The following is a 22,665-nucleotide window of genomic DNA, read 5'->3' as shown; positions in this document are numbered from 1 at the left end:
TAATTATATTTTATGAATATGAAAAAGAAAACAATCTTATTGATTTTCTTAATTTCCGTAGCTGTACCGTACATTGCTGCTCAACAGTCTTTAAGTCTGGATCAGTGTCGGCAATTAGCTATTGAAAACAATAAAACACTGAAGATTGCCTCAGAAAAAGAGCGTATTGCCTATTACAACAAAAAAGAGGCTCTTAGTAAGTTTTTTCCGAGTATACAATTTATGGGAGGATATCTGCGTAATCAGAAGAATCTAAACCTGATTCCTTCATCTTCCATCCCATCTAGTATTCCTATGCCTGATCTATCGGGCTTAGGAATTCCGCTTCCACCAACTTTGCCCCCTGCTGGCACTCCGATCGACATTAGTGACATTCGCCAGAAAATTTTAGGAATGGGCGAAATTGATATTCAAAACATATGGGCTGGAGGCTTTAATCTTACCCAACCATTGTTTATGGGAGGTAAAATCATTGCTTACAACGATCTTCGCAGCTATGCAGAAGAACTGGCAACAACAATGAAAGAGTCACAAATGACAGATGTTATTGTTGAAGTAGACAATGCATACTGGCAGGTAGTATCTGTTGCCAACAAGAAAAAACTAGCCGAAGCCTATGTCCAACTTCTAAAAAAGATGGAAGCTGACGTTTCACTACTGGAACAAGAAGGAATGGCGACTAAAGCAGATAAACTATCAGTCAATGTAAAATTAAATGAAGCTGAAATGACATTGACAAAAGCCGAGAATGGACTTAGTTTATCAAAGATGCTGCTTACTCAATTATGCGGATTAGAAATAACAGATGCCATCACTCTACAAGATGAAAATATAGAAACCATTGCTATCAACGAGGAGCAAACGACTGTTCCGAACATAGAAGAAGCGCTATCGAACAGGACTGAAATAAAAAGTTTGCAACTCGCCTCTCAGATATACAAGAAACAAGAAAAGATTGCGCAAGCCGAATTTATGCCCAACCTTGCTCTTACAGCCAATTATCTCTGGACCAATCCAAGTGCTTTTGATGGAGTGAAACATAAGTTTGGAGGAATGTGGAATGTTGGCTTGGTTCTGAAAGTACCGCTAAATTTCTTTTCCAGTTCGGCCAAACTAAATTCAGCCAGAGCAGAAACTAGAATTAAACAACTAGAATTAGCCGAGGCAAAAGAAAAAATAACGTTACAGATCAATCAGGAAACTTATAAGCTTATCGAAGCCAATAAAAAGCTAACAGCAGCTAAGAGGAATACAGAGAAAGCTAACGAAAACCTCCAATATGCAAATACAGGTTTCGAAGAGGGGGTAATCACTGCCTCCGATGCAATGGCTGCCCATACTGCTTGGCTATCAGCTCATGCAGAGCTTATAGACGCTCAAATAGATATTATATTATGCAATATGTATCTAAATAAAGCTTTAGGAAGAAAACAATATCAACCAACAACTCTTGAAAATAAATAATAATTCTATGGATACTGAAAACAGAAAATCAGGCTCAAAACTAATTCCGATACTGGTATTTGCTGCAGTTATAATAGCTGTCGGACTATATGGATTCTTTTTCTTGAATCAAGAAGATAACATCATACAAGGTGAAGCCGATGTAACAGAAGTACGTATATCAAGTAAAGTGCCCGGACGTGTTGCCAAATATTGGGTAGAAGAAGGTAGCTTTGTAAAAAAAGGAGATACACTTGCCGTATTAAGTATTCCCGATGTAGAAGCCAAGCTTGCACAGGCTACTGCAGCTGCATCTGGCGCTGCGGCTCAAAATCAGAAAGCAATTAAAGGAGCCAGAGCAGAACAAATACAAGGTGCTTACGAAATGTGGCAAAAAGCAAAGGTAGGTGTTGACATTGCCGAGAAGTCGTTTTCGAGAGTAAAAAACCTATACGACAAAGGGGTAGTAACAGCTCAGAAACGCGACGAGGTAGAAGCTCAATACGAAGCAGCAGTAGCAACCGAAAGAGCCGCTAAATCTCAATACGACATGGCTGTAAACGGTGCAGAAAGAGAGGACAGAGAAGCCGCCGCTGCCTTATTGGAAAGAGCCAAAGGTGCAGTAGCAGAAGTAGAGTCATACATTGCAGAAAGCTACCTAATCTCTCCTATCGATGGAAGTATATCAGAGAAGTTTCCGAATGAGGGGGAACTTGTTGGGACGGGTGCCCCTATCATGAATGTTGCCAAACTAGATGATAAATGGGGATCGTTCAATGTAAGAGAAGATCGTCTGAAAGACTACAAAGTGGGTAAAGACATTACAGTATTCGTTCCGGCATTGGATCAGAATATAGACATGACAATCTACTACATCAAGGATCTGGGATCTTATGCTGCATGGAAAGCGACGAAAATTACAGGTCAGTACGATCGCAAAACATTTGAAGTAAGGGCCAGATTTAAAGATCCATCCATCGAAGTATTACCCGGAATGTCGCTTATTATTAAAGAATAACTATAAATGAATTCTAAAACAGGCATACTGGCAATATTCAGAAGAGAGTGGCAACTAATCACTTCTTCTAAAATATGTATATGGGGAATGATGGTGGCACCATTGTTATCTATGGTATTGTTGCTATGGATGATGGATAGTGGTCTGCCATCGAGAATTCCTATTGCTGTAGTCGACTTAGATAATACTCCTACTTCCCGAAAGCTGATTCGCCAGCTTGATGCTTTCGAGAAAACAAATATTGAATACAAAAGCCTATCGTTCAAGGAAGCCCGTCACCAGATGGAGCAAATGAAGGTTTTTGCTGTGCTGACTATACCCGAAAATTTTGCTAGAGATGCAGTTTCCGGCAATCGTCCTAAATTGGTATATTATACAAATAATGCATTTCTGATATCTGGATCGCTATTGTTTCAAGACCTGAAGACTATATCTACCCTTGCCTCTGCATCGGTAGGCTTACAGACAGCTCAGGCAAAAGGCTTTACCGTAAATCAGGTTATGCCCATACTACAACCAATTACAATAGATTCGCATCCTATCGGTAATCCTTGGCTCAATTATTCACTTTACCTGAACAATGTCATTCTGCCGGGTATTTTACAATTGATAATTTTGATCTTTACTGTATCAGCTTTCGGCTATGATATAAAAGCTCAAAACGGACGATCATTATTAAAGATGGGGAACAATTCCATTCTCAAGGTTGTAATAGGGAAGTTACTTCCTTATACGCTTATCTTTTTAGTAATTGCTCTATTCTTTATGTCCGTACTGTATTACTACAATCGGTTCCCGTTGGGTAATGGTTTTCTGCCAATGTTTTTCAACTATCTTCTATTGATACTTGCAGCACAAGGAGTAGGTGTCATCATATTGGCCATTTTCAAAAATTATCGTTTTGCTCTTAGTGTTGCCAGTCTGATAGGGATGGTTTCATTTTCTATTGCAGGTTTTTCATTCTCAACATTGGCTATGGACGGAAGCCTGAGTGCATTAAGTAACTTGTTCCCGCTACGTCACTTCTTCCTTATTTATATAGATCAGGCTCTGAACGGAATCCCTGTTGGATATTCTATGTACCAATATGCCGCCTTGCTGGCATTTGTGCTACTATCTCTGTTTTTTTTAAGACCTGTAAAAAAACTACTGGAAGACGATATATACGAATTATAAGCTATGAAGAAACTTCTACTAGATATATATTATGTTTGGATAAATGAACTGAAGGTCGTTTTCAAAGACGAAGCTGTTATTCTGCTTTTCTTTATCGTACCTATGGCCTATCCAGTCCTTTATAGTTTCATCTACAATAATGAAACAGCTCACGAAGTGAAAGTCGTTATGGTAGATGATTCCAACAGCTCTTTATCCAGAGAATTCAAAAGGAAAGTTGATGCTACTGCCGATGTGAATATCATTGGTTATGCTACCGACATGGAGGAAGCCAGAGAAGCCCTTCGAAGGAAAGAAGCTTATGGCATAATGTACATTCCTCGCGATTTCAGTAAAAAAATACATACACAGCAGCAGACCTCTGTAAGCGTATATGCCGATATGAGCAGTTTGTTGTTTTACAAAGCAATGTTGCTGAGCGCTACCGAAGTTTCTCTCGATATGGGTGCTGATATCCGTGTAGCTGAAATGGGTGGAGGAAGTCAGGAACAAGACGCTACAACAAGACAAACCGTAGAGAGCGAATGGGTCACACTATATAACCCTCAAAATGGCTTTGCCAGCTTCTTGGTTCCTGCTATATTGATATTGATTATTCAACAAACCTTATTGCTTGGAATTTGTACAATCATAGGTACGCACAACGACCAGAAACGCTTTACTATAGCTTCGCATACAGCAAAGGGACGTAAGGTAAACGCAGTAAAACTAACAATGGGTAAGGCATTTTGTTACGCATCTCTTTATATGGTCATTTGTGTATGGGTACTTAGGGTTGTCCCTTATCTATTCAAGTTTCCACAAATAGGAGATCCGCTCACTATCGCGGCATTCCTTATGCCATTCTTGTTATCGGCAACATTCTTTGCGATGACACTTTCTTATTTCTGTTCGCAAAGGGAGTTCGGAATGCTACTATTTGTATTCACCAGCGTTATATTTATTTTTATGTCGGGTATTTCCTGGCCATGGACATCAATTCCCGATCCGTTGAAAGCCATAGCTTATATCATTCCATCTACACCGGGAATACATGGTTTTGTAAAAATAAATACGATGGGTGCTACTCTGCCTGATGTATGGCCCGAGTACATTACATTATGGATAGAGACAGGAATATATTGTATCACTGCCACCTTGATGTATAGATGGTGGATACAGAATTACGACCCAGAATACAAGGGTATGCTAAGAAAAAGAAGCATTTCTAAATAAGAAATGCTTCTTTCGTTTTATTGTTTCTTCTTAAAGAAGTCCGTTATCTTTTCGTATATCCTTACCATCCGCATCGTAGACTCCGGTATTTCAAAATCTTCCTTTGTAGCAAAGTTTCCTTCTATCAACAACTCAGCTGCCCTAATAGCATCTCTTTCTGCTACACACAGTTTCGCTCCACCTGTAACCCCTGGATATGCTCTATTCATTAATTCGTCCTGAACAAAACAAATTATATCATTAGCTTCTAAATAAGTTTTGGCAACAAACAAATCATTAGCTACGGTCGAAGACATTATTGTTACCACACTACTCATACACTTCTATATTTTCAAAGTCTTCTCTTTTCGAGAATCCTCCTTCGATTAACAACTCAGCTGCTCTTCGGTAATCTTCCTGCCTAACTTGCAACCTTGCGGCTTTGCCTTCGTAAGTGGAGATTGTCAAATATCCGGTATTGATTACACAATCGATACCATTATCTACCAAATATGATTTTGCTATGACTAGGTCTGCTTCAAAATCGGAACTCTTTAAAGTAACTAGATCTTCTTTCATGACATTCGTTTTAGCAGATTAATACTGATATAAATATACTAAAAGCAGATGGGATACACAATATTAGAGGTCGTTTATTTATCGTCTTCGAAATAAAATTCAAATTCGAAAGCCAGACTATTGTATGCCTCTAGCTTGACCAAGTCTTCACTATTTTTATAAACTCCGAGTTTCGACAATATATTTTGGGCTATAGCCGAAGATTGTCGCCCAATATGCTTCAATGCCAAAGAAGCCGAGTTTCTTAAAAAAGTATCTTCTGAAATTACATCATCCCATATCGAAGGAAAGGTTTCAACACTAACCTCAGTTGTCATTTTCTTAGTCAGAAATAGTCTGACCAACAACCAATAGCCTGTTGCTCTTATATTCTGATTTTCTGATCGTCCCCACTCTTCTGCCAATTCTTTAGCAAAAGACAGATTCTGAAAAAGGTTCAAAGACACCTGCTCTCTTATCTCCTGATTAGACACTTCTGAGACCCATTTATTCGCCTCTTCGCGTGTAAATTCAGCAATAGGATAAAGTAATGTAGCCAGAATCTTAAGCTCGCGAGTGTCCTCTTTCCAAAGCTGGCTGGCTAACCCAGCATCAGGTTTGTAATTGGATGCCAGTTCTTTAATTTGAGAGATTTGTAAGCCAAAGTTTATCTTGTATGCCAAACCTCTTTGCCTCATGCTAGTAGAAGCTATTCCGTTCATCGCAAGACGACACTTACGACGAATATCCTGTATTATTTCCTGCATATTATAATTCGTAATCTACTGCTTTTCTTTCTTCAACAGCTTCTCTGATGAAAGGTAATGTAGCTTGATGTAGAGGATGATTTTGATAAACATCAAGATCCGACTTACTCGCTAATTCTGAATATAAAACAACGTCGAAATTGCCCCCTCCTAAAAAATCCAGACCAACTTCCAGTTTTAGTAAACCATCTATTTTTCCATTCAGATTTTCCAGTTTTTCTTTAATCAGTCTCGCATTTGTTGCTTTATCATTTCCATGAGCTTCTTCTTTAAGCTTCCACATTACAATATGCTTAATCATTCTTTTCTCTTTATTTTATTTATAATCTTCCGGTGTTAATACAACTTCGGCAAAAAGACTTCCATCCATTTTGTAATATGCATAGATCAAAGTCATCTTGTCTTTTTTGAATGTTTCGAAAATTTTGTCTTTACTTTCTCGTATACCCAAAGAAAGAGGAAGTTTTGAGCTTCTGACAAATTCTTCTTGCGACACATTCGGATCGTTTGTCATAGTATAGTAATACTTAAATTCGTTCTTTGATACAGCTTCGAGTTTATCTAACCTTATACCTCCGTTATACACCTGAGGCATATTTTTATTTTCTTTTTCGGCTAGTTTCAGATAATAGGATGTAGCCTTTTCTTTCTGCTCCTGAGTCTGCTCCTGAGTTTCTATTTCCCCAGTTTTTTTGTCTGCTTTTTGTCCACAATAAGTAAATAGACTTAGCATCAAGAATGAACACAATGTATAGAACAATATCTTCTTCATATCAATATTGGTTATAGTTTACAATGGGTAAAGATAGGTATTCTGTGAAATATTGGCAAAATACGAACTCTTTCTTCTGTTAAAGATAGTTACGCACCCTTGCTCCTCCTCTTTTCTCGTACGGACGAAGCATAAACACCAAATAAACACAAGACAAAAAAGATGACAAATGTTATCTTCATACTTACTATCAGCTCGTCGTGTACAGATGGCGTTATTTTCACATTCCCTACCATCAAGGATATAGCCATTATTGCTATCCCCATGCTAAAAGATTGCCCTGTCAAACGCATTGTACCTAATGTAGCCGAAGCCATACTGTAATTTTTCTTCTCTACCGAACTCATCACTATATTAGTGTTAGGAGAAGAGAATATTCCAAAACCAAAACCTAACAGTACGAGGAGCGTTATTAGAAAATAGTAGCTTGTTGTATCTGTAATAAAACACAATCCAAAGAGTCCGACAGCTATAATAGCCATCCCCATTGTAGTCAAAAATGTGGCAGACATCTTATCCGATAGCCGCCCCGATTTCAGAGAAACTAATGCTTGCACCATCGATTGTACGATCAGTATCAATCCTGCATCTCTGGGTGATAAGCCACGTACATATTGAAGATAGAGACTGAGCATAAAAGATATAGCAAAAGTTGCAGAATAATTTATCAGTGCAGAAATAGAAGATAGGCGAAAGACTCTGTTTTCGAGAAAAACACGAATATTAAAAACCGGATATTCTTGCTTTTTCTCATATATGCCAAATACGATAAGAATGGTAATACCCACCCCAATCAGCACAAAACCTTTGATATGCGGCAACTCCGAAAAACCATAGATAAGAGAAGATAATCCTATGGCAAATAAGATAGATCCTATTATATCAAATTTACTCTTCGTTTCTTCTTTCCAGTCTTCTTTTATTACAAGGATAGCTCCAATTGCAACCATCAAGCTAACAAGAGCAGATACATAAAACAGACTGTGCCAAGTGAAGTACTGAGTAAGCATTCCTCCCAGAAAAGGACCTGCTGCCAACGAAAAATAGACAGTTGCAGCGATAGTTCCAAGTGCTGTCCCGCGTTTTTCAACAGGGACAGAGGAAGTCAATATAGCCGTACTTGTTCCGAACATCATAGCACTACCCACTCCCGAGAGAAAGCGATAAACAATGAGACCAGTTCCTGTTGTTGCTAATCCGCTCATGACCGAGAATATAGTAAAAAGAACAGCTCCCCATATAAATATTTTGCGACGCCCTATCATATCGGCAATACGCGCACATGGAATCTGCAAAATTGCTGTCGATAACATATATGATGCTGGCACCCAGCCAGACATGACTGCATCAAGAGATAATTCTTCGTTGATATAAGGAAGGGCTAAATTTAAGGCGGAACTCATAAACGGAACTAAAGAAGCTCCTAAACAAATTACAAACAGGAGCGAACCTGTTTTCCCTTTACTTTTAACCTCTACCATATATCATTATTTTTTTTACTGTAATTATCAATTTTAATAGGAGTTGTGACCTAAAAATAGCGAAATTGCTCCTATATGTAAAATTCCTCTATGGTTTATTTGAAAATTATACAATCCTTAAAAACTTATATTTTATCTTTGCACTGGATTAATCACTAAACATGACAGAACATAGTATTCTATTAGCATTCGCCCTAACCGCCTTCGCTGGTCTATCTACCGGAATAGGTAGCCTTATAGCCCTTTTAGCAAAGCAGACAAACACTAATTTTTTGTGTGCTTCGCTCGGTTTTTCGGCAGGTATTATGCTCTATGTCTCTTTTATGGAAATGATGCCACAAGGGCTAGATCAGTTAGTTTCTGCTTTCGGCGAAAAACAAGGGACTCTGTACCTTATACTTGCTTTCTTTGCCGGAATTGCATTTATCAACCTCATAGACTTTGCTATTCCCAAATCGATGAATCCTCATGAGATCCAAGGAGTAGAAGACATGGGCGATAAGAAACGAGCTCTTAAGCGCACCGGATTGGTTGTTGCCTTATCTATTGCAATCCATAACTTCCCTGAAGGGATAGCAACTTTCACCTCTGCCCTAAGCTCGCTGGATGTAGCAATACCTATCACCATAGCCATAGCTATACACAACATACCAGAGGGTATTGCTGTTGCTGTGCCTATATATCATGCTACAGGTAATCGGAAAAAAGCATTCTGGCTATCTTTCGCTTCTGGGTTGGCTGAGCCTTTTGGGGCATTAATAGCCTATTTCTTTCTTATGCAATTTTGGACTCTTACTATGAATGGTATCATTCTTGCCGCTGTTTCAGGCATCATGGTTTTCATTTCTTTAGATGAATTATTACCTAGTGCCGAAAAATATGGCAAACACCATATTTCTATCATGGGACTTGTTGCAGGAATGGCAGTTATGGCCTTCAGTCTCTATCTCTTCATTTAATTTCAGGGAGTACAATAACTTAAATATCTTCTATTTTCCCTCTCGATTTATTTCTTTTTTTCCGGGCGAGGAAAATATATTCTCATTTATCCTCTTTTTGAATAGAGTTTCTTAGAAAACACACAATAAAACATTTAGAATTAGTAAGTTTAAGCATTGACTAATACTAAAAACACTTATATTTGTAAATAATCCTTAAAAGGACACAAGATATTTACATCAGACACAAAACTCATCGATATGAAAAGAACAGCACTTTTACTTAGCTTATTCCTAGCTTCATGTCTCTTCATCATCTATTCTTGCAAAAGCAAAGACGATTCACAAGAGATAAATTCCGAGTTTGCTAAATATATAGCAGCATTCACCTACGGAAAGATTTCTTCCTCATCCGAGATCCAAATTGAGCTCACTCAAGACATTCCTACTGTAGAATTGAATAAAGAAATAGAACAGAAACTATTCAACTTTTCACCTTCAATCAAAGGAAAAACTTTTTGGGTAAATTCCCGAACAATAAAATTCGTTCCCGAATCAGGCGAGTTGAAACAAGGACAAGAATACAAAGCTAGTTTTTCTTTAGACAAAGTGTTGAAAGTTGATAGCAAATTCAAAAGCTTTGAGTTTGGATTTAATGTTCCTGAACAGAATTATGACATCAAGCTGAATCCTTACTCTCCAATAAAAGAAAACAACCTCAATTGGAATAATGTACAAGGTACTTTGCTTCTTGCTGATGATGCAAAGTTTGACGATGTTCAAAAAATATTTTCTCTATCAGGTGGAGAAAAACTGGATAAAGCAAAAATAAAAGTAACTCCTACAGAAACCAAAGGACGTTTTACAATATCTATTGATAGCTTGTACAGAACCGAAAAAGATCTAGAATATACTCTTCACGTAAAAGGAGACCCTATTAATGTAAAAAAAGAGCCGAATAGAGAATTTAAAATACCAATACCTCGAATGCCTCTGTTTAAGGTTATAGATGTATCAACAGAATATTCTCCTCAAGAGTGTATAAGTATCACATTTAGTGATCCTCTTTCTATCAATCAAAATATACAAGGGCTGATACGTCCGGGACAAATAACTAATTATACCTACGATATACAAAAGAATGTATTAAAGTTATATTTGGACAAAACAGTCAGAGGTACAAGTATAGAACTGAAAGTATTTAAAGAGCTAAAAAGTGCTGCAAATATAAAGATGGAAGAAGATTATGTAGCCAGTGTAAGCTTTCAGCAAAGCAAACCTGATGTACAGCTGCTTAATTCCGGCAATATTCTTCCTAATTCCGAAAATCTCATTATTCCATTCCAAGCCGTAAATCTTTGGGCAGTGGATGTAAAAGTGATCAAGATATTTGAAAACAATATTCTGGGCTATCTACAAGCAAATAACTTAGGAGGAAGTGACGAGATTAAACGATTTGGTCGCTTGATCCTGAAAAAACGCATCCGCCTCAATGAGGATCCGACAATGAAACTAAGTGAATGGAACAACTTCTCTCTTGATTTGTCCAAATTAATGAAACAAGACCCCGGAGCTATTTATCGGGTCGACTTTACTTATAAGCAGGAATATTCCCTATACCCTTGCGATGGAGTAACACCTCAGCTTCCGGAAGAGGCTACTTTAGAAAGATTTGACAATCAAATCAGCGAAGAGGATGAAGCCACATGGGACAATCCTGGTTATTATTATTACGAAAATTGGGATTGGGATAATTACGACTGGGATGAGCGAGACAATCCTTGCCACGCATCTTATTACATGAATAAATCAAATTCGACGATTGCTCTGGCTTCAAATATTGGTATCACAACAAAACTTGGCGGTGAAAAGAAAATGCTTGTAGCCCTTGCCAATATATTGACTACTTCTCCTATTTCGGGTGCAACTGTAGACATCTACAATTATCAGATGCAACGAATAGGAAGTGGAACTACCGATAGCAATGGTTTCACTACTATAGAGTACAATGGAGGCGTTCCATTTGTTGTTGTAGCATCTAATGGAAAAGAAAAAGGCTACTTGAAGGTAACATCTAACCTCTCTTTATCTCTTAGTAATTTTGATGTTAGCGGAAAACAGATCGAAAAAGGTCTGAAAGGTTATATTTATGGAGAACGTGGTGTATGGCGTCCAGGAGATTCTATCTACACTACCTTTATACTTGATGATAAAAATCAAACTCTGCCCAAGGATCATCCTGTTTCTTTAGAGCTATACAACCCTAGAGGACAACTAGCACAAAGACATGTTTCTACTTCGGGTAAAGATGGATTCTACCCATTCCGTATGGCTACCGATGCCAATGCCATTACCGGTAACTGGCAAGCCAGAGTAAAAGTAGGAGGCGTTACTTTCTACAAAACACTGAAAATAGAAACAGTAAAACCCAATCGCCTAAAGGTTAGACTTAATGTAGGAGATATGATAGATGCAGGAAGCGGATCGTTTCATGGAACATTATCTTCTCAGTGGCTACATGGTGCTGTTGCAGCTAATCTGGCAGCAAAAGTAGAAATGACGTTGAATAAAGTACACAATCCGTTCAAGGGATACGAACAATATACGTTCAACAACCCTACATCATCTTTCAGCACCGATACTTATACAATCTTTGATGGCAAATTAGATGCTTCAGGAAATGCGTCTGTAAGCGCAAGCCTACCACAGGCGGCAAGTGCACCGGGCATGCTAAAAGCTAACATAGTATCGCGTGTATTTGAGACGGGTGGTGATGCAAGCATTTACACTCAGACATCTGCTTATTCTCCGTTCCCAGCATATGTAGGAGTCAAGGCTCCTACCGATAGAGATTATGGATGGATGGAAACAGACAAAGACAACATGCTCGATATTATCACACTATCTCCGGAAGGAAAACCTATCAACAGAAAAAATATTAATGTAAAGATCTATAAGATAGACTGGGCTTGGTGGTGGAACTCGAACGATAATTTGGCTTCTTATGTCAACAATACGTCTACTGAAGTTATTTTGAATCAAGACATATCTACATCCAACGGAAAGGCTAAAGTTAAATTCCGTGTCGAATATCCGGACTGGGGACGTTATCTTGTTATGGTCAACGATCAGGATGGAGGACATATCACTGGTAAAACACTTTATGTAGACTGGCCTTCGTGGAGAGGACGCTCCCAAAAAGACGACCCGAATGGACTGACAATGCTTTCGTTTACTACTGATAAACAAAAATACAAAGTAGGAGAAACAGCATCTGTTATCATTCCTAAGAGTTCGAATGGAAAAGCTTTGATAAGTATCGAAGACGGATCTAAAGTTCTATCCAAAGAATGGGTCAACACAAGTGCTAACGAGGATACCAAGTACACATTCACCGTTACGGAAGAAATGACTCCTAACTTTTATATTTTTGCCAGTCTGTTACAACCTAACGCACAGACTGACAATGGATTGCCTATCCGTATGTATGGAGTAATTAATGTGAATGTTGAGAACAGCGAAACAATCCTTTCTCCAGTCATAAATATGCCTGATGAATTGAGACCTGAAAAAGAGTTTACGGTTTCTGTTTCGGAAAAGAACCGTAAAGATATGACATATACTCTAGCCATTGTAGACGAAGGATTACTTGATCTTACTTCGTTCAAAACTCCAAATGCATGGCATGATTTTTACTCACGTCAAGCCTTAGGTGTTCGCACTTGGGATATGTACGATCAGGTAGTCGGTGCTCAAACGGGAAAAATAGGACCTCTACTAAGTATTGGTGGTGACGAATCTTTAAAACCTGGTAACAATACGATGAGCCGCTTCAAACCTGTCGTTAAATTTATTGGACCATTCACTCTAAAAGGGGGAAAAACAGATACTCATAAACTAACTTTACCTTCTTATTTCGGTTCTGTACGCGTTATGGTTGTAGCCGGAAATTCGAAAGGTGCATATGGTAATGCCGAGAAAACCGTTGCGGTGAAAAATCCTCTGATGATTCTCTCTACATTGCCTCGTGTAGCAGGTCCTGATGAAGAGATTCTGCTTCCTGTCAATGTATTTGCAATGGATAAGAAAGTGAAGAATGTTTCTGTATCCGTACAGTCAAATGGCTTGTTCCAATTTACTGAAGGAAAATCACAAACTGTATCTTTTAGCGAAACAGGAGATAAAACAATCTATTTCAAAGTTAAAGTTGCTAAGAAAATTGGTCAGGAGAAGGTGGTGATCAAAGCTACCGGAGGTGGTGAAACTGCGACCGAAACCATTAATATCGAGATACGCAATCCTAATCCGCCAGTATTACTCAGTTCTCAAGCCCTAGTCACAGCAAAAGACTCAGCTAACCTAGAAATAGCAATGGACGCCATACAAGCTGAAGACTGGGTTAAACTCGAGGTTTCTCGTATGCCGGGAGTTAACTTGAACAAGAATTTACATTATCTGTTTGCATACCCTCACGGATGCTCAGAGCAGGTTACTTCTAAAGCTTTCCCTCTTCTATACGTAACAGCTTTCCGGAATTTTACGGATAAAGAGAAAGCGAAGATCGAGTATAACATAAAAGAAGCTATTAAGATCATTTCTGCCCGCCAGTTGGCTGATGGAGGTATTGCTTATTGGCCGGGAGACCGTTATCCTAACGAGTGGGTTACTACCTATGCCGGACATTTTTTACTTGAAGCACAACGCGCAGGATGGGAAGTGCCAACATCGGTAATCAATAAATGGAAGCAATTCCAGAAAAAATCGGCTCAGATATGGAACAAATCGGATATCTACAATTCATATTACCGCCATTCTATGAGCGACTTGCAACAAGCTTACAGATTATATACGCTAGCCTTGGCGGAAGAACCTGAACTTGGAGCGATGAACCGCTTGAAAGAAATGACTAACCTGACAATACAAGCTCGTTGGCGTCTTGCTGCTGCTTATGCTATTTCGGGTAAAAAGGATGCGGCTAACCAGCTTGTGAACAATGTGAGCGATAAGGTCGATAAATATTCGTTCAACAATAATACCTACGGAAGTGCGTCTCGCGATATGGCCATGATAATGGAAACATACATCTTACTGGGAAGAACAGACAAAGCCTTGGTGCTAGCCAGAGAAGTATCTAAAGACCTTAGTGCAAGATACATTTCTACACAAATGGCTGCATATGGATTGATGGCGATGTCGAAACTTGCCGAAAAGATGACTTCTGGTCCTATCAGCTACGACTGGACACTGAATAGAGTGAAACAACCAGCAGGAAATTCGGGTAATGTATTCCATGAGATAGACATTAAGCCTCAGGAAAAAATAAATATATCTTTCAGAAATAAAGGAGAAGGAGAAATCTTTGTCAGATTACTGGGACGTACACAACCTCTTGTAGATAATACTCCTGCCCAAAACAACGGCACTAACTTGTTTGTAAAATATGTTGATCAGAACAATAATGAGATCGATGTAACAAAACTAAAACAAGGAACAGAGTTTTATGCCAATGTTATTGTACAAAATATTTCCGGAGAATTCTTGACAGATATGACACTCAGTCAAATTTTTGCTTCGGGATGGGAGATTTTCAACAATCGTCTGTATAACGAAGGTGCAACAGGTACAGTAAACAGCTCGTACAACTATGAAGACATCAGAGACGACAGGGTTTACACATATTTCAATATCGGATCGGGTTATTCTATGTCGTTCCGTGTAAGATTGCAAGCTGCTTATTGCGGACGATTCTATCTGCCGGCAGTTTCGGTAGAAGCTATGTATAGCCCTGACGAACAAAGTAGAACTATAGGAAGATGGGTTGAAGTAATACAATAGAAAATTACCATTTATATAAATAGGGTATTTATTGAATAAATACCCTATTTTTGTATTTAAGAACAAACTTGTATGAGAAAAATAGTATGCACATTTGCCAATTATCCTCTTTCTAAAGGTTTCGACCGTTACACTAAGGAGGCGGAGTCATTCAATCTCTTCGACAAGATTTATACATACGACGAGAATGATTTGGATCCTAAGTTCAGAAAGAAGTATGGGCGTTTTCTATATCCATATTCCAGAGGCTATGGCTATTGGGGATGGAAACCCTTGGTCATAAAACAGACTTTGGATAAAATGGAAGATGGAGACATACTCCTCTATACAGATTTGGGATGTGCATTCAACACCGAAGGGAAAGACAGGCTATTAGAATATTTCGATATTGTCAATCAGTCTGAATCAGGAATACTATCTGCCAGAACACAAGAAAAAAGTAAAGATAACAGAACCGAACTTGCTTTTTTTGAGTATGAATGGACTAAAGGCGATATATTCGATTACTTTGGTGTACGAGATAATGAAGAATATACTCAATCAAGGCAATTTGAAGCAACGGTAATCTTTCTAAAGAAATCACCTCTCGTTATGAATTTTGTTGCCGAATGGCTCGAAGTTATATACAATCATTTTGACCTTATTACAGACAAACCTTCAAAGTCCCCTAACTTACCCGGTTTTTCTGATAACAGGCACGATCAAAGTATTTTTTCTATTTTAGCAAAAAAATATAAAATAGAGGAATTTTCACGCAACGAATTATGCCCAAATGAGTTTGACAACTACGATTGGAGTATTATGCAAGAATACCCTATCTGGGCTAAACGTGAAGTTTATTATAAAAGCATGTGGCATTACAACCACCGCTTCAGACTAAGAGAGATTTACGGAAAACTTTGGGGAGTCAACTATTTCTTCAAAAGTTTGATACACCCAAAAACTTACCACCGATGAAAAGAGCTGTTTGTACATTCGGAAGCTATTACCTTACTGAAGGATTTCCTCGCTTTAGGAAGATGTGCGAGAGCATGAATATATTTGATGAGGTACACACCATATCTCAAGAAAACTTAGACGAGGACTTCTACAAAAGATGGGGACGATACCTCATCCCTTATTCTCGTGGCTTTGGCTATTGGTGTTGGAAGCCTTATTTCATACTGCGACTATTAGAAAAAATGGACGATGGGGATGTATTACTCTACTCCGACATCGGCTGTTATTTCAATCCAGAAGGACGTGAGCGACTGTTGGAATATTACGACATTGTAGATAAAACGCCTACTGGAATTCTCGGTGTACAGAGTCAGGTAGAGAGTTATAATGGTATGCCCGAAACATTGTATTACGAATATGAATGGACTAAAGGTGATGTCTTTGAGTATTACGGAGTCTATGACGACAAATCGTATACTCACACTCCTCAATTCGAATCTACTATAATTTTCTTCAAGAAAAGCCCGTTAGTGATACAGTTTGTAAAAGACTGGTATCAGGCATATCTGGACGATTATAGCTTAGCAACAGATTCTCCTTCGCGCAAGCCTAATTTGCCGGGATTCGTAGAGAACAGGCACGATCAGAGTATCTATTCTATCCTCGCTAAGAAATACGGCATTGCAGCAATATCAACTAACGAAATATTTCAGAGAGATTGGGCTTTATTGGATAAGTATCCGATACAAGCTCGACGCGACAAATTCTATACTAGCAAGTACCACTATAAGCACCGCTTCAGATTAAGAAAGCTATACAGAAAGTTATGGGCTGTGAAGTATTGGTTCAAGGATAAGTTCTAATTTATACCTGATACTTCTTTTTATTGCAAAACAACAGATGTATAATCAGACACAGTAGGGCAAACATTCCTCCTACTACCACTACTCCATTCCAACCATATCTCCCCCATGCCATACCGCCCATATAAGTACCCAGTGAGCCACCTATAAAATAAGATGTCATATACACTGCATTGAGTCGGTTACTTGCTTCGGGGTGAGTGGAAAAAACTATTGTTTGATTGGATACATGAGTCGATTGCAGCCCCATATCTACTAAAATTATACCGGCAATAAGTCCTATATACGTATAGCCTGCACCACCGAATATCAGCCATGAGATAATCATTAACGATATAGCTACAGTAATCATATGAGCTTTATTCACCTTATTAGACAATTTACCAACCAAAGAAGCAGACAATGCCCCTGCTATACCAAAGATAGAAAGCGTACCAGCCACATCACTTCCCGCATTGAAAGGAGGTTGCTCTAAATGAAAAGTTAATGTAGTCCAAAAAGCAGAGAATGAAGCCAAAGCTAGCCCGCCTCGAACAGATGCCAATTGCAAACTTGGAATAGTTCGGGCAAAATGGAGAATAGAAGTCATCAACTTTTTATAAGTTCCCGAAAATGTAGGTTTTATATCAGGCAGAAGAAAGAAGATTAACACTCCTAATATAAAGATTATTCCCCCGGCAATATAAAACATTTCGCGCCAACCAAGTAACTCTCCTACCCAACCGCTAATCAGTCTGGAACCTAGTATTCCGACCAGAAGCCCACTCATTACTGTTGCGACATTCCGATCTTTATCTTCGGGCGCAGATAACTGTGCCGCAATAGGCACAAACATCTGAGGAACAACCGAAGTAACACCTATCAACAGACTGGATATAAGCAATACAGAAAGGCTATTACCCAAGCCAAAAGAAAGAAGCATCAAGATATTCAATCCAAAACTACCCAAGATGATTTTCTTCCGTTTGAACATATCACCCAAAGGAACAATAAGTAACAAACCAAAAGCATAGCCAATCTGAGTGAACATAGAGATACGACTAACCGCCTCTTCGCTGACTTGCAGTTCTCGGGCAATCATACCTAAAAGGGGTTGATTGTAGTAGTTATTCGCTACCACAAGTCCCGCTCCTACTGTCATCAGCCAGAGTGTCTTTTTAGAAAGGTATGTTTTATGTATATCTTGTTTAAGCTCCATTAAGGTTTATATCATTAAAATACATAGAGAATGCTAGTAAAAATGATCTTCTCAATTTATACTTCTCAAAGCTTTCTTTACTATATATTTTGTTTCTTTTGAATCAGTTTCATTCAGCCACTTTTCACATATATTTCTTACAAAATCGGGACGAGTTTTGCTGGCATCATTCAACCAATTGGCGACACTATCTTGTACATATTTATGAGGATCTGATTTTAGAGGTTCCAAAAGACAAATTGCCAACTGAGGCTCTTCCTTTAGTTTATCAATATGCTTACACCAAACTCCTCTTGGGCGAGTAGATTCTGTTGCGAATCTTCTTACATATGGACTCTCCTCCATTACCCATTCGGATAAAATTTCAATTGCAGTTTCAAGATGGGCATCTATATCCTTACGAACAGCCATCCAAGCTATCTCCCTTACTCCAAAATTATCATCTGCAGCAAAAGATTTGATCTTTTTTAGTTTATCCTCTATTGACAATTTTTCATCCAATCCAATAATATAAGTTGCCCAACAACGAACAGAGTCGGATGCATGCGATCTTAATTCTTGGAATAAAGGTGAATTTATATCTACCCCTCTATTATATAGGGTTTCCCCTACAACAGGAATACATTTCATTGCTGTCCTTTGATTCAGACCACCTATAGCAGCTAAACAGTCGGCATGATATTCTGCAGGCAAAACCGCTTTTACAAGAAGTTGATGATCTACCGATAGCCATTCTATCAGATTTACAGAAGCGATTAAACCTGCGTTTAGCAGGTTTCTAATCTCATCTGTCAAATAGCAAAGTTTAGTTACTCCTTTTCTATTTAGTATATCTATAGGTATTTCTGACATTACATCAATCGATAAAACGTTTCGTCAAATCACCGAAAGCATCAATTCGTCTGTCTCTAAAGAATGGCCACCAACGGCGCACCTGCTCCGAACGAGCAATATCTATTTCAACCAACTGCACCTCTTCTTTATCATTTGATCCTTCCCATAAGATTTCACCTTGAGGACCAGCTACAAAGCTATTTCCCCAGAATGTGATGCCATTTGTTTGCCCCGAAGGATCTGGTTCATAACCTGTGCGATTTACAGAGACAACATGCAACCCATTAGCTACGGCATGTCCTCGTTGAGAAATAACCCAAGCTCCCAGTTGGCGCGTTTTTTCGGCATCTGTATCTGTCGATTCCCAACCGATAGCAGTAGGATATATCAATAAATCGGCTCCCGCCATTGCCATCAAACGTGCTGCTTCGGGATACCATTGATCCCAACAAACCAAAACGCCTAGTTTTCCTACAGAAGTTTCGATAGGTTTGAAGCCTAAGTCACCCGGCGTAAAGTAGAATTTTTCGTAATATGCAGGATCATCTGGAATATGCATTTTGCGGTATTTACCGGCAATAGTTCCATCTTTTTCCATTACAACTGCCGTGTTGTGATACAGTCCCGGCGCTCTACGTTCGAATAAAGAGAGAACAATAACGACACCCAATTCTTTAGCCAATGCTCCAAACTCATTGGTAGATGGGCCTGGAATTGTCTCTGCCAAATCGAAAATATTAGTATCCTCGATCTGACAGAAGTACAATGAGTTGTGTAACTCTTGCAAAACGATCAGTTCTGCACCTTGTGCTGCGGCTTTTCTTATTTTATCTTTTAAGCCTTCTATATTTTTTTGTACGTCAGACGTATTAGCTTGTTGTATTAATCCAATTTTCATAATCAATCTGGTAATTTAATTGTTTCGGGAGACATCTCAATATGTTTCTCAAACTCTTCTATCCTTAATTATATATCGTCTAAAAACTCTTGTGTACATCCGGCTTCTTTAGCATCCTGATAATATTTCTTCAACAGAGGTAGAAATAAAATATCGTTGCCCGAAAATACCATCGCCGGAATATCATTCCGAAGACATCTGAATAACAATGCTTTCTGATCTTTCATAACAACTACTATCGGATAAAGTTTTCAGGGTATTGCATTGTCACACAGTGAAGCGATCCATGCTGCTTGATAAGCGAAGAACAGTCGATTACCACAATTTCCCGTGTAGGAAAGGCTTTTGCCAACTGACGCACAGCTTCTTCATCTTTCTCTTTGTTGTTATAAATCGGAAGAAGGACAGCATCATTCATAATCAAGAAGTTGGCATAGGTAGCTGGCAATCGTTCATTATCTTCATCGTAAACGGCCTTTGCCATTGGCAATGGAATTAAGTCATAAGGGTTACCTTTGTAATCGACAAAAGTTTTCAGTTGAGCTTCCATTTTGGCTAACGCTTCGTAATGTTCATCTTCTTTATCTTCGCATTTTACATATGTAATCGTATGCTCATCACAGAAGCGAGCCAACGTATCGATATGGCTGTCAGTATCATCCCCTGCCAAATAGCCATGATCTAACCACAGGACTCTATCAAGCCCAAATATCTCTTTAAGATAATCCTCTACTCCATCTTTTGACAAGTAAGAATTCCGGTTAGGAGACAATAAGCATTCGGAAGTCGTTAATAAAGTTCCTTTACCGTCCGATTCAATACCTCCTCCTTCGAGAACAAAGTCTTTTCTGTTTTCATATTCCACATCCGAATTAAAAATACTATTGGAATAAAGGCCTCTGTTTATCTGATTGTCATAATTTGAAGCAAATTTCAGTCCCCAACCATTGAATGTAAAATCATAAATGCACTTTCTCCCATTTTTTATCACAGATATTACACTATGATCACGAGCCCAAGTATCATTAGTAGGTAATTCAATCAATTGTAGATTTTCAAAATATTTTTCAGATTCTTTAAGTTCAAACTTTACTGCATCAGCGCTATTGCATACAACAATAAGTTTTTGACGTTTTAGAATTTCTGTTGCTATGTTGACAAAACATGCGGTCACTTCCTCTAACATATATCCCCAATCTGTATCGAAATGAGGCCATGTTAACTGAATCGCACTTTGCGGATGCCATTCGGAAGGTAAAAGTATAGAGTGATTCATTTTATGAATTTTATTTATGCCTATAACAAATATATGAATATTACTTCAAAAATCCTCCTGACAGCATACGCCCCGAATGGATAGTTTGTCTGCGTGCCGAAAAGAATTTATCAGGATTTGCAAAAGTACACAAATTAGACGTTTCTATATGCTCCGGCAAAACTCCTTTTTCGATTAAAGAATATTTATTAGCTAAACTAAGATCAATATGCATCTTACCTGAGTTTGAGTTTCTCACACCTATCTTTTCCATAGGAAATCCCGCTTCAACAAAAGCTTGAACGACTTCTTTACCCACTTCGAAATGAGGCTGAGAGATACAAGGTCCAATCCCAGCTTTTATATCAGAAGGAGAGCACTCAAATGTATAAACCATCGTATCAATAACCTTCTCCACAATTCGCAAAACTGTACCTTTCCACCCTGCATGAACAGCGGAAAATATGTTTCTTACTGGATCGTAAAGCAATACAGGAACACAATCTGCTGTAGTTACACCAATACAAATATTCTTCTGATTAGTAATAAGTGCATCCACTCCATTTAGAAGCTTTACTTTTTCTAAATCTGATTTTTCAAGAAATGCTTCGTCTATAAGCAATATTTTATCTTCGTGTGTTTGGTAAGGAACCAGTATATCTTCTTCGAGAATACCTAAAGTATCTGCTAAACGTTCTCTATTCTCAGCAACAGCATCAATTTCGTCGCCACTATACAGGCTTAGATTGAATGTTGAATAATTACCATTACTGACTCCACCGCATATAGTTGTTACGAAGTGAGTTAAATCATATTTCTGAAGGGCTTTAAAAGTCAAAAAGTTCACTTTATCTTCCATTTCTATTTTGTTAATTTTACACAAAGCATGTTATAATACCTAAACATACTAAACTTTTGATTAGATTTGTCGTCTTATCAGCGTACAACAAATATTAGATATATTACATTATGAAAAAAACTTTACTATTACTACTTTCTTTTGCATTCGTAGCAATCGCAAATGCTCAAGAGCCAAGTTTAGAAAACTACTACAAAGGAGGAGAATACTATCAAGATTATCAACTTTCTTCCCAACAGATTGAAAAAATAAAGAAATTGAAAAAGGAAAGAAGCCAGTTATTTCAAGAAATAGGAAAGAGCAGATTACTTACTGGAAGAGAAAAAGGGCAGAAAAAAAGAGAAGCTGCTATTAAATACAGAAAAGAAATTCAAAAACTTCTTTCTAAAGATCAAGTAAAATATTTTGACAAAAAATATGATAGAAAGGATAATGAAGATTACGAAGATGCTATATCTGACAGAATAGATGACCAAATAGATGCTCTAGAAGAAAGATATGAAGCGGAAAAAGATAAGATTGAGGACAATCCGCTATTGAGTAAATCGGAAAGAAAGAATCAAGAGAAAGCCTTAAAAAAAGCGTACAAAGAAGAAAAAGAGAGGCTTAAGAAAATAAAGAAACAATTTGACTAATA

The 22,665-nt window shown here is 38.2% G+C and carries 21 protein-coding genes; 9 read left to right on the top strand and 12 right to left on the bottom strand.

Annotated elements, in window-relative coordinates; all coding sequences use genetic code 11:
* The first annotated feature begins 18 nt into the window (after positions 1–18).
* The 4 genes from DHU68_RS11070 to DHU68_RS11055 are packed head-to-tail and all read left to right on the top strand — an operon-like array spanning position 19 to position 4,852.
* Positions 19–1,464 carry a TolC family protein gene (locus DHU68_RS11070; protein WP_108823051.1) on the top strand — a complete coding sequence of 482 codons (1,446 nt, stop codon included), beginning with the start codon at positions 19–21 and terminating at the stop codon, positions 1,462–1,464.
* Between the two features lie 7 nt (positions 1,465–1,471).
* Positions 1,472–2,461 carry an HlyD family secretion protein gene (locus DHU68_RS11065; RefSeq protein ID WP_108823094.1) on the top strand — a complete coding sequence of 330 codons (990 nt, stop codon included), beginning with the start codon at positions 1,472–1,474 and terminating at the stop codon, positions 2,459–2,461.
* Between the two features lie 6 nt (positions 2,462–2,467).
* Positions 2,468–3,637, top strand: coding sequence for an ABC transporter permease (locus DHU68_RS11060; RefSeq protein WP_108823050.1), 1,170 nt, complete (start codon positions 2,468–2,470; stop codon positions 3,635–3,637).
* A gap of 3 nt (positions 3,638–3,640) precedes the next feature.
* Positions 3,641–4,852 carry an ABC transporter permease gene (locus DHU68_RS11055; protein ID WP_108823049.1) on the top strand — a complete coding sequence of 404 codons (1,212 nt, stop codon included), beginning with the start codon at positions 3,641–3,643 and terminating at the stop codon, positions 4,850–4,852.
* A gap of 17 nt (positions 4,853–4,869) precedes the next feature.
* Here the strand turns inward: DHU68_RS11055 and DHU68_RS11050 are convergent, their stop codons facing one another.
* The 6 genes from DHU68_RS11050 to DHU68_RS11025 form a co-directional block, all read right to left on the bottom strand.
* Positions 4,870–5,169, bottom strand: coding sequence for a hypothetical protein (locus DHU68_RS11050; RefSeq protein ID WP_108823048.1), 300 nt, complete (start codon positions 5,167–5,169; stop codon positions 4,870–4,872).
* The gene (locus DHU68_RS11045) at positions 5,162–5,410 is read right to left on the bottom strand and encodes a hypothetical protein (RefSeq protein ID WP_108823047.1); all 249 of its coding nucleotides are present in this window, start codon (positions 5,408–5,410) and stop codon (positions 5,162–5,164) included. Before DHU68_RS11045 ends, DHU68_RS11050 begins: the two co-directional genes overlap by 8 nt.
* 74 nt (positions 5,411–5,484) lie before the next feature.
* Complete coding sequence (locus DHU68_RS11040; protein ID WP_108823046.1) at positions 5,485–6,156, bottom strand: DNA alkylation repair protein; 672 nt, start codon at positions 6,154–6,156, stop codon at positions 5,485–5,487.
* Position 6,157: 1 nt separating this feature from the next.
* A complete protein-coding gene (locus DHU68_RS11035; protein WP_108823045.1) occupies positions 6,158–6,457 on the bottom strand; it encodes a Dabb family protein in 300 nt (99 codons plus the stop codon).
* A 15-nt stretch (positions 6,458–6,472) separates the two neighbouring features.
* Positions 6,473–6,928, bottom strand: a complete 456-nt coding sequence (locus tag DHU68_RS11030) for a hypothetical protein (RefSeq protein ID WP_108823044.1) — start codon at positions 6,926–6,928, stop codon at positions 6,473–6,475.
* An 89-nt stretch (positions 6,929–7,017) separates the two neighbouring features.
* Complete coding sequence (locus DHU68_RS11025; protein ID WP_108823043.1) at positions 7,018–8,409, bottom strand: MFS transporter; 1,392 nt, start codon at positions 8,407–8,409, stop codon at positions 7,018–7,020.
* Positions 8,410–8,570: 161 nt separating this feature from the next.
* On the opposite strand from DHU68_RS11025, the gene zupT reads away from it, so the two are divergent.
* From zupT to DHU68_RS11005, 4 genes are all read left to right on the top strand, one after another.
* Positions 8,571–9,368 (top strand): zinc transporter ZupT, encoded by a 798-nt coding sequence (gene zupT / locus DHU68_RS11020; protein WP_108823042.1) that lies wholly within the window; start codon positions 8,571–8,573, stop codon positions 9,366–9,368.
* 240 nt (positions 9,369–9,608) lie between these two features.
* Complete coding sequence (locus tag DHU68_RS11015; protein ID WP_108823041.1) at positions 9,609–15,182, top strand: alpha-2-macroglobulin; 5,574 nt, start codon at positions 9,609–9,611, stop codon at positions 15,180–15,182.
* A gap of 72 nt (positions 15,183–15,254) precedes the next feature.
* Complete coding sequence (locus DHU68_RS11010; protein ID WP_108823040.1) at positions 15,255–16,139, top strand: hypothetical protein; 885 nt, start codon at positions 15,255–15,257, stop codon at positions 16,137–16,139.
* Positions 16,136–16,984 (top strand): hypothetical protein, encoded by an 849-nt coding sequence (locus DHU68_RS11005; protein WP_108823039.1) that lies wholly within the window; start codon positions 16,136–16,138, stop codon positions 16,982–16,984. The genes DHU68_RS11010 and DHU68_RS11005 overlap by 4 nt, the downstream gene beginning before the upstream one ends.
* 1 nt (position 16,985) lies before the next feature.
* Here the strand turns inward: DHU68_RS11005 and DHU68_RS11000 are convergent, their stop codons facing one another.
* The 6 genes from DHU68_RS11000 to pgeF all read right to left on the bottom strand — a co-directional run bounded on the left by DHU68_RS11000 (position 16,986) and on the right by pgeF (position 22,028).
* Positions 16,986–18,182 carry an MFS transporter gene (locus DHU68_RS11000; protein ID WP_108823038.1) on the bottom strand — a complete coding sequence of 399 codons (1,197 nt, stop codon included), beginning with the start codon at positions 18,180–18,182 and terminating at the stop codon, positions 16,986–16,988.
* 51 nt (positions 18,183–18,233) lie between these two features.
* Entirely contained in the window at positions 18,234–19,034 is an 801-nt protein-coding gene (locus tag DHU68_RS14380) for a DNA alkylation repair protein (RefSeq protein WP_185117507.1), read from the bottom strand.
* Between the two features lie 4 nt (positions 19,035–19,038).
* Entirely contained in the window at positions 19,039–19,914 is an 876-nt protein-coding gene (locus DHU68_RS10990; RefSeq protein WP_108823037.1) for a carbon-nitrogen hydrolase, read from the bottom strand.
* 68 nt (positions 19,915–19,982) lie between these two features.
* Positions 19,983–20,141 carry a hypothetical protein gene (locus DHU68_RS10985; protein WP_255412488.1) on the bottom strand — a complete coding sequence of 53 codons (159 nt, stop codon included), beginning with the start codon at positions 20,139–20,141 and terminating at the stop codon, positions 19,983–19,985.
* An 8-nt stretch (positions 20,142–20,149) separates the two neighbouring features.
* The gene (locus tag DHU68_RS10980; protein WP_108823036.1) at positions 20,150–21,190 is read right to left on the bottom strand and encodes an agmatine deiminase family protein; all 1,041 of its coding nucleotides are present in this window, start codon (positions 21,188–21,190) and stop codon (positions 20,150–20,152) included.
* Between the two features lie 40 nt (positions 21,191–21,230).
* Positions 21,231–22,028: a peptidoglycan editing factor PgeF gene (pgeF, locus tag DHU68_RS10975; RefSeq protein WP_108823035.1), complete on the bottom strand. Its 798-nt coding sequence runs from the start codon at positions 22,026–22,028 to the stop codon at positions 21,231–21,233.
* 110 nt (positions 22,029–22,138) lie between these two features.
* Between pgeF and DHU68_RS10970 the strand changes: the two genes are divergently transcribed.
* A complete protein-coding gene (locus DHU68_RS10970; protein WP_108823034.1) occupies positions 22,139–22,663 on the top strand; it encodes a hypothetical protein in 525 nt (174 codons plus the stop codon).
* Positions 22,664–22,665: the final 2 nt, after the last annotated feature.

Origin of the sequence: Dysgonomonas sp. Marseille-P4361, assembly GCF_900343125.1 — a bacterium.
In the GTDB taxonomy this organism is placed as follows: domain Bacteria; phylum Bacteroidota; class Bacteroidia; order Bacteroidales; family Dysgonomonadaceae; genus Dysgonomonas.
Note: the sequence above shows the minus strand (reverse complement) of the source record. Positions and strands in the feature narration are given on the sequence as shown.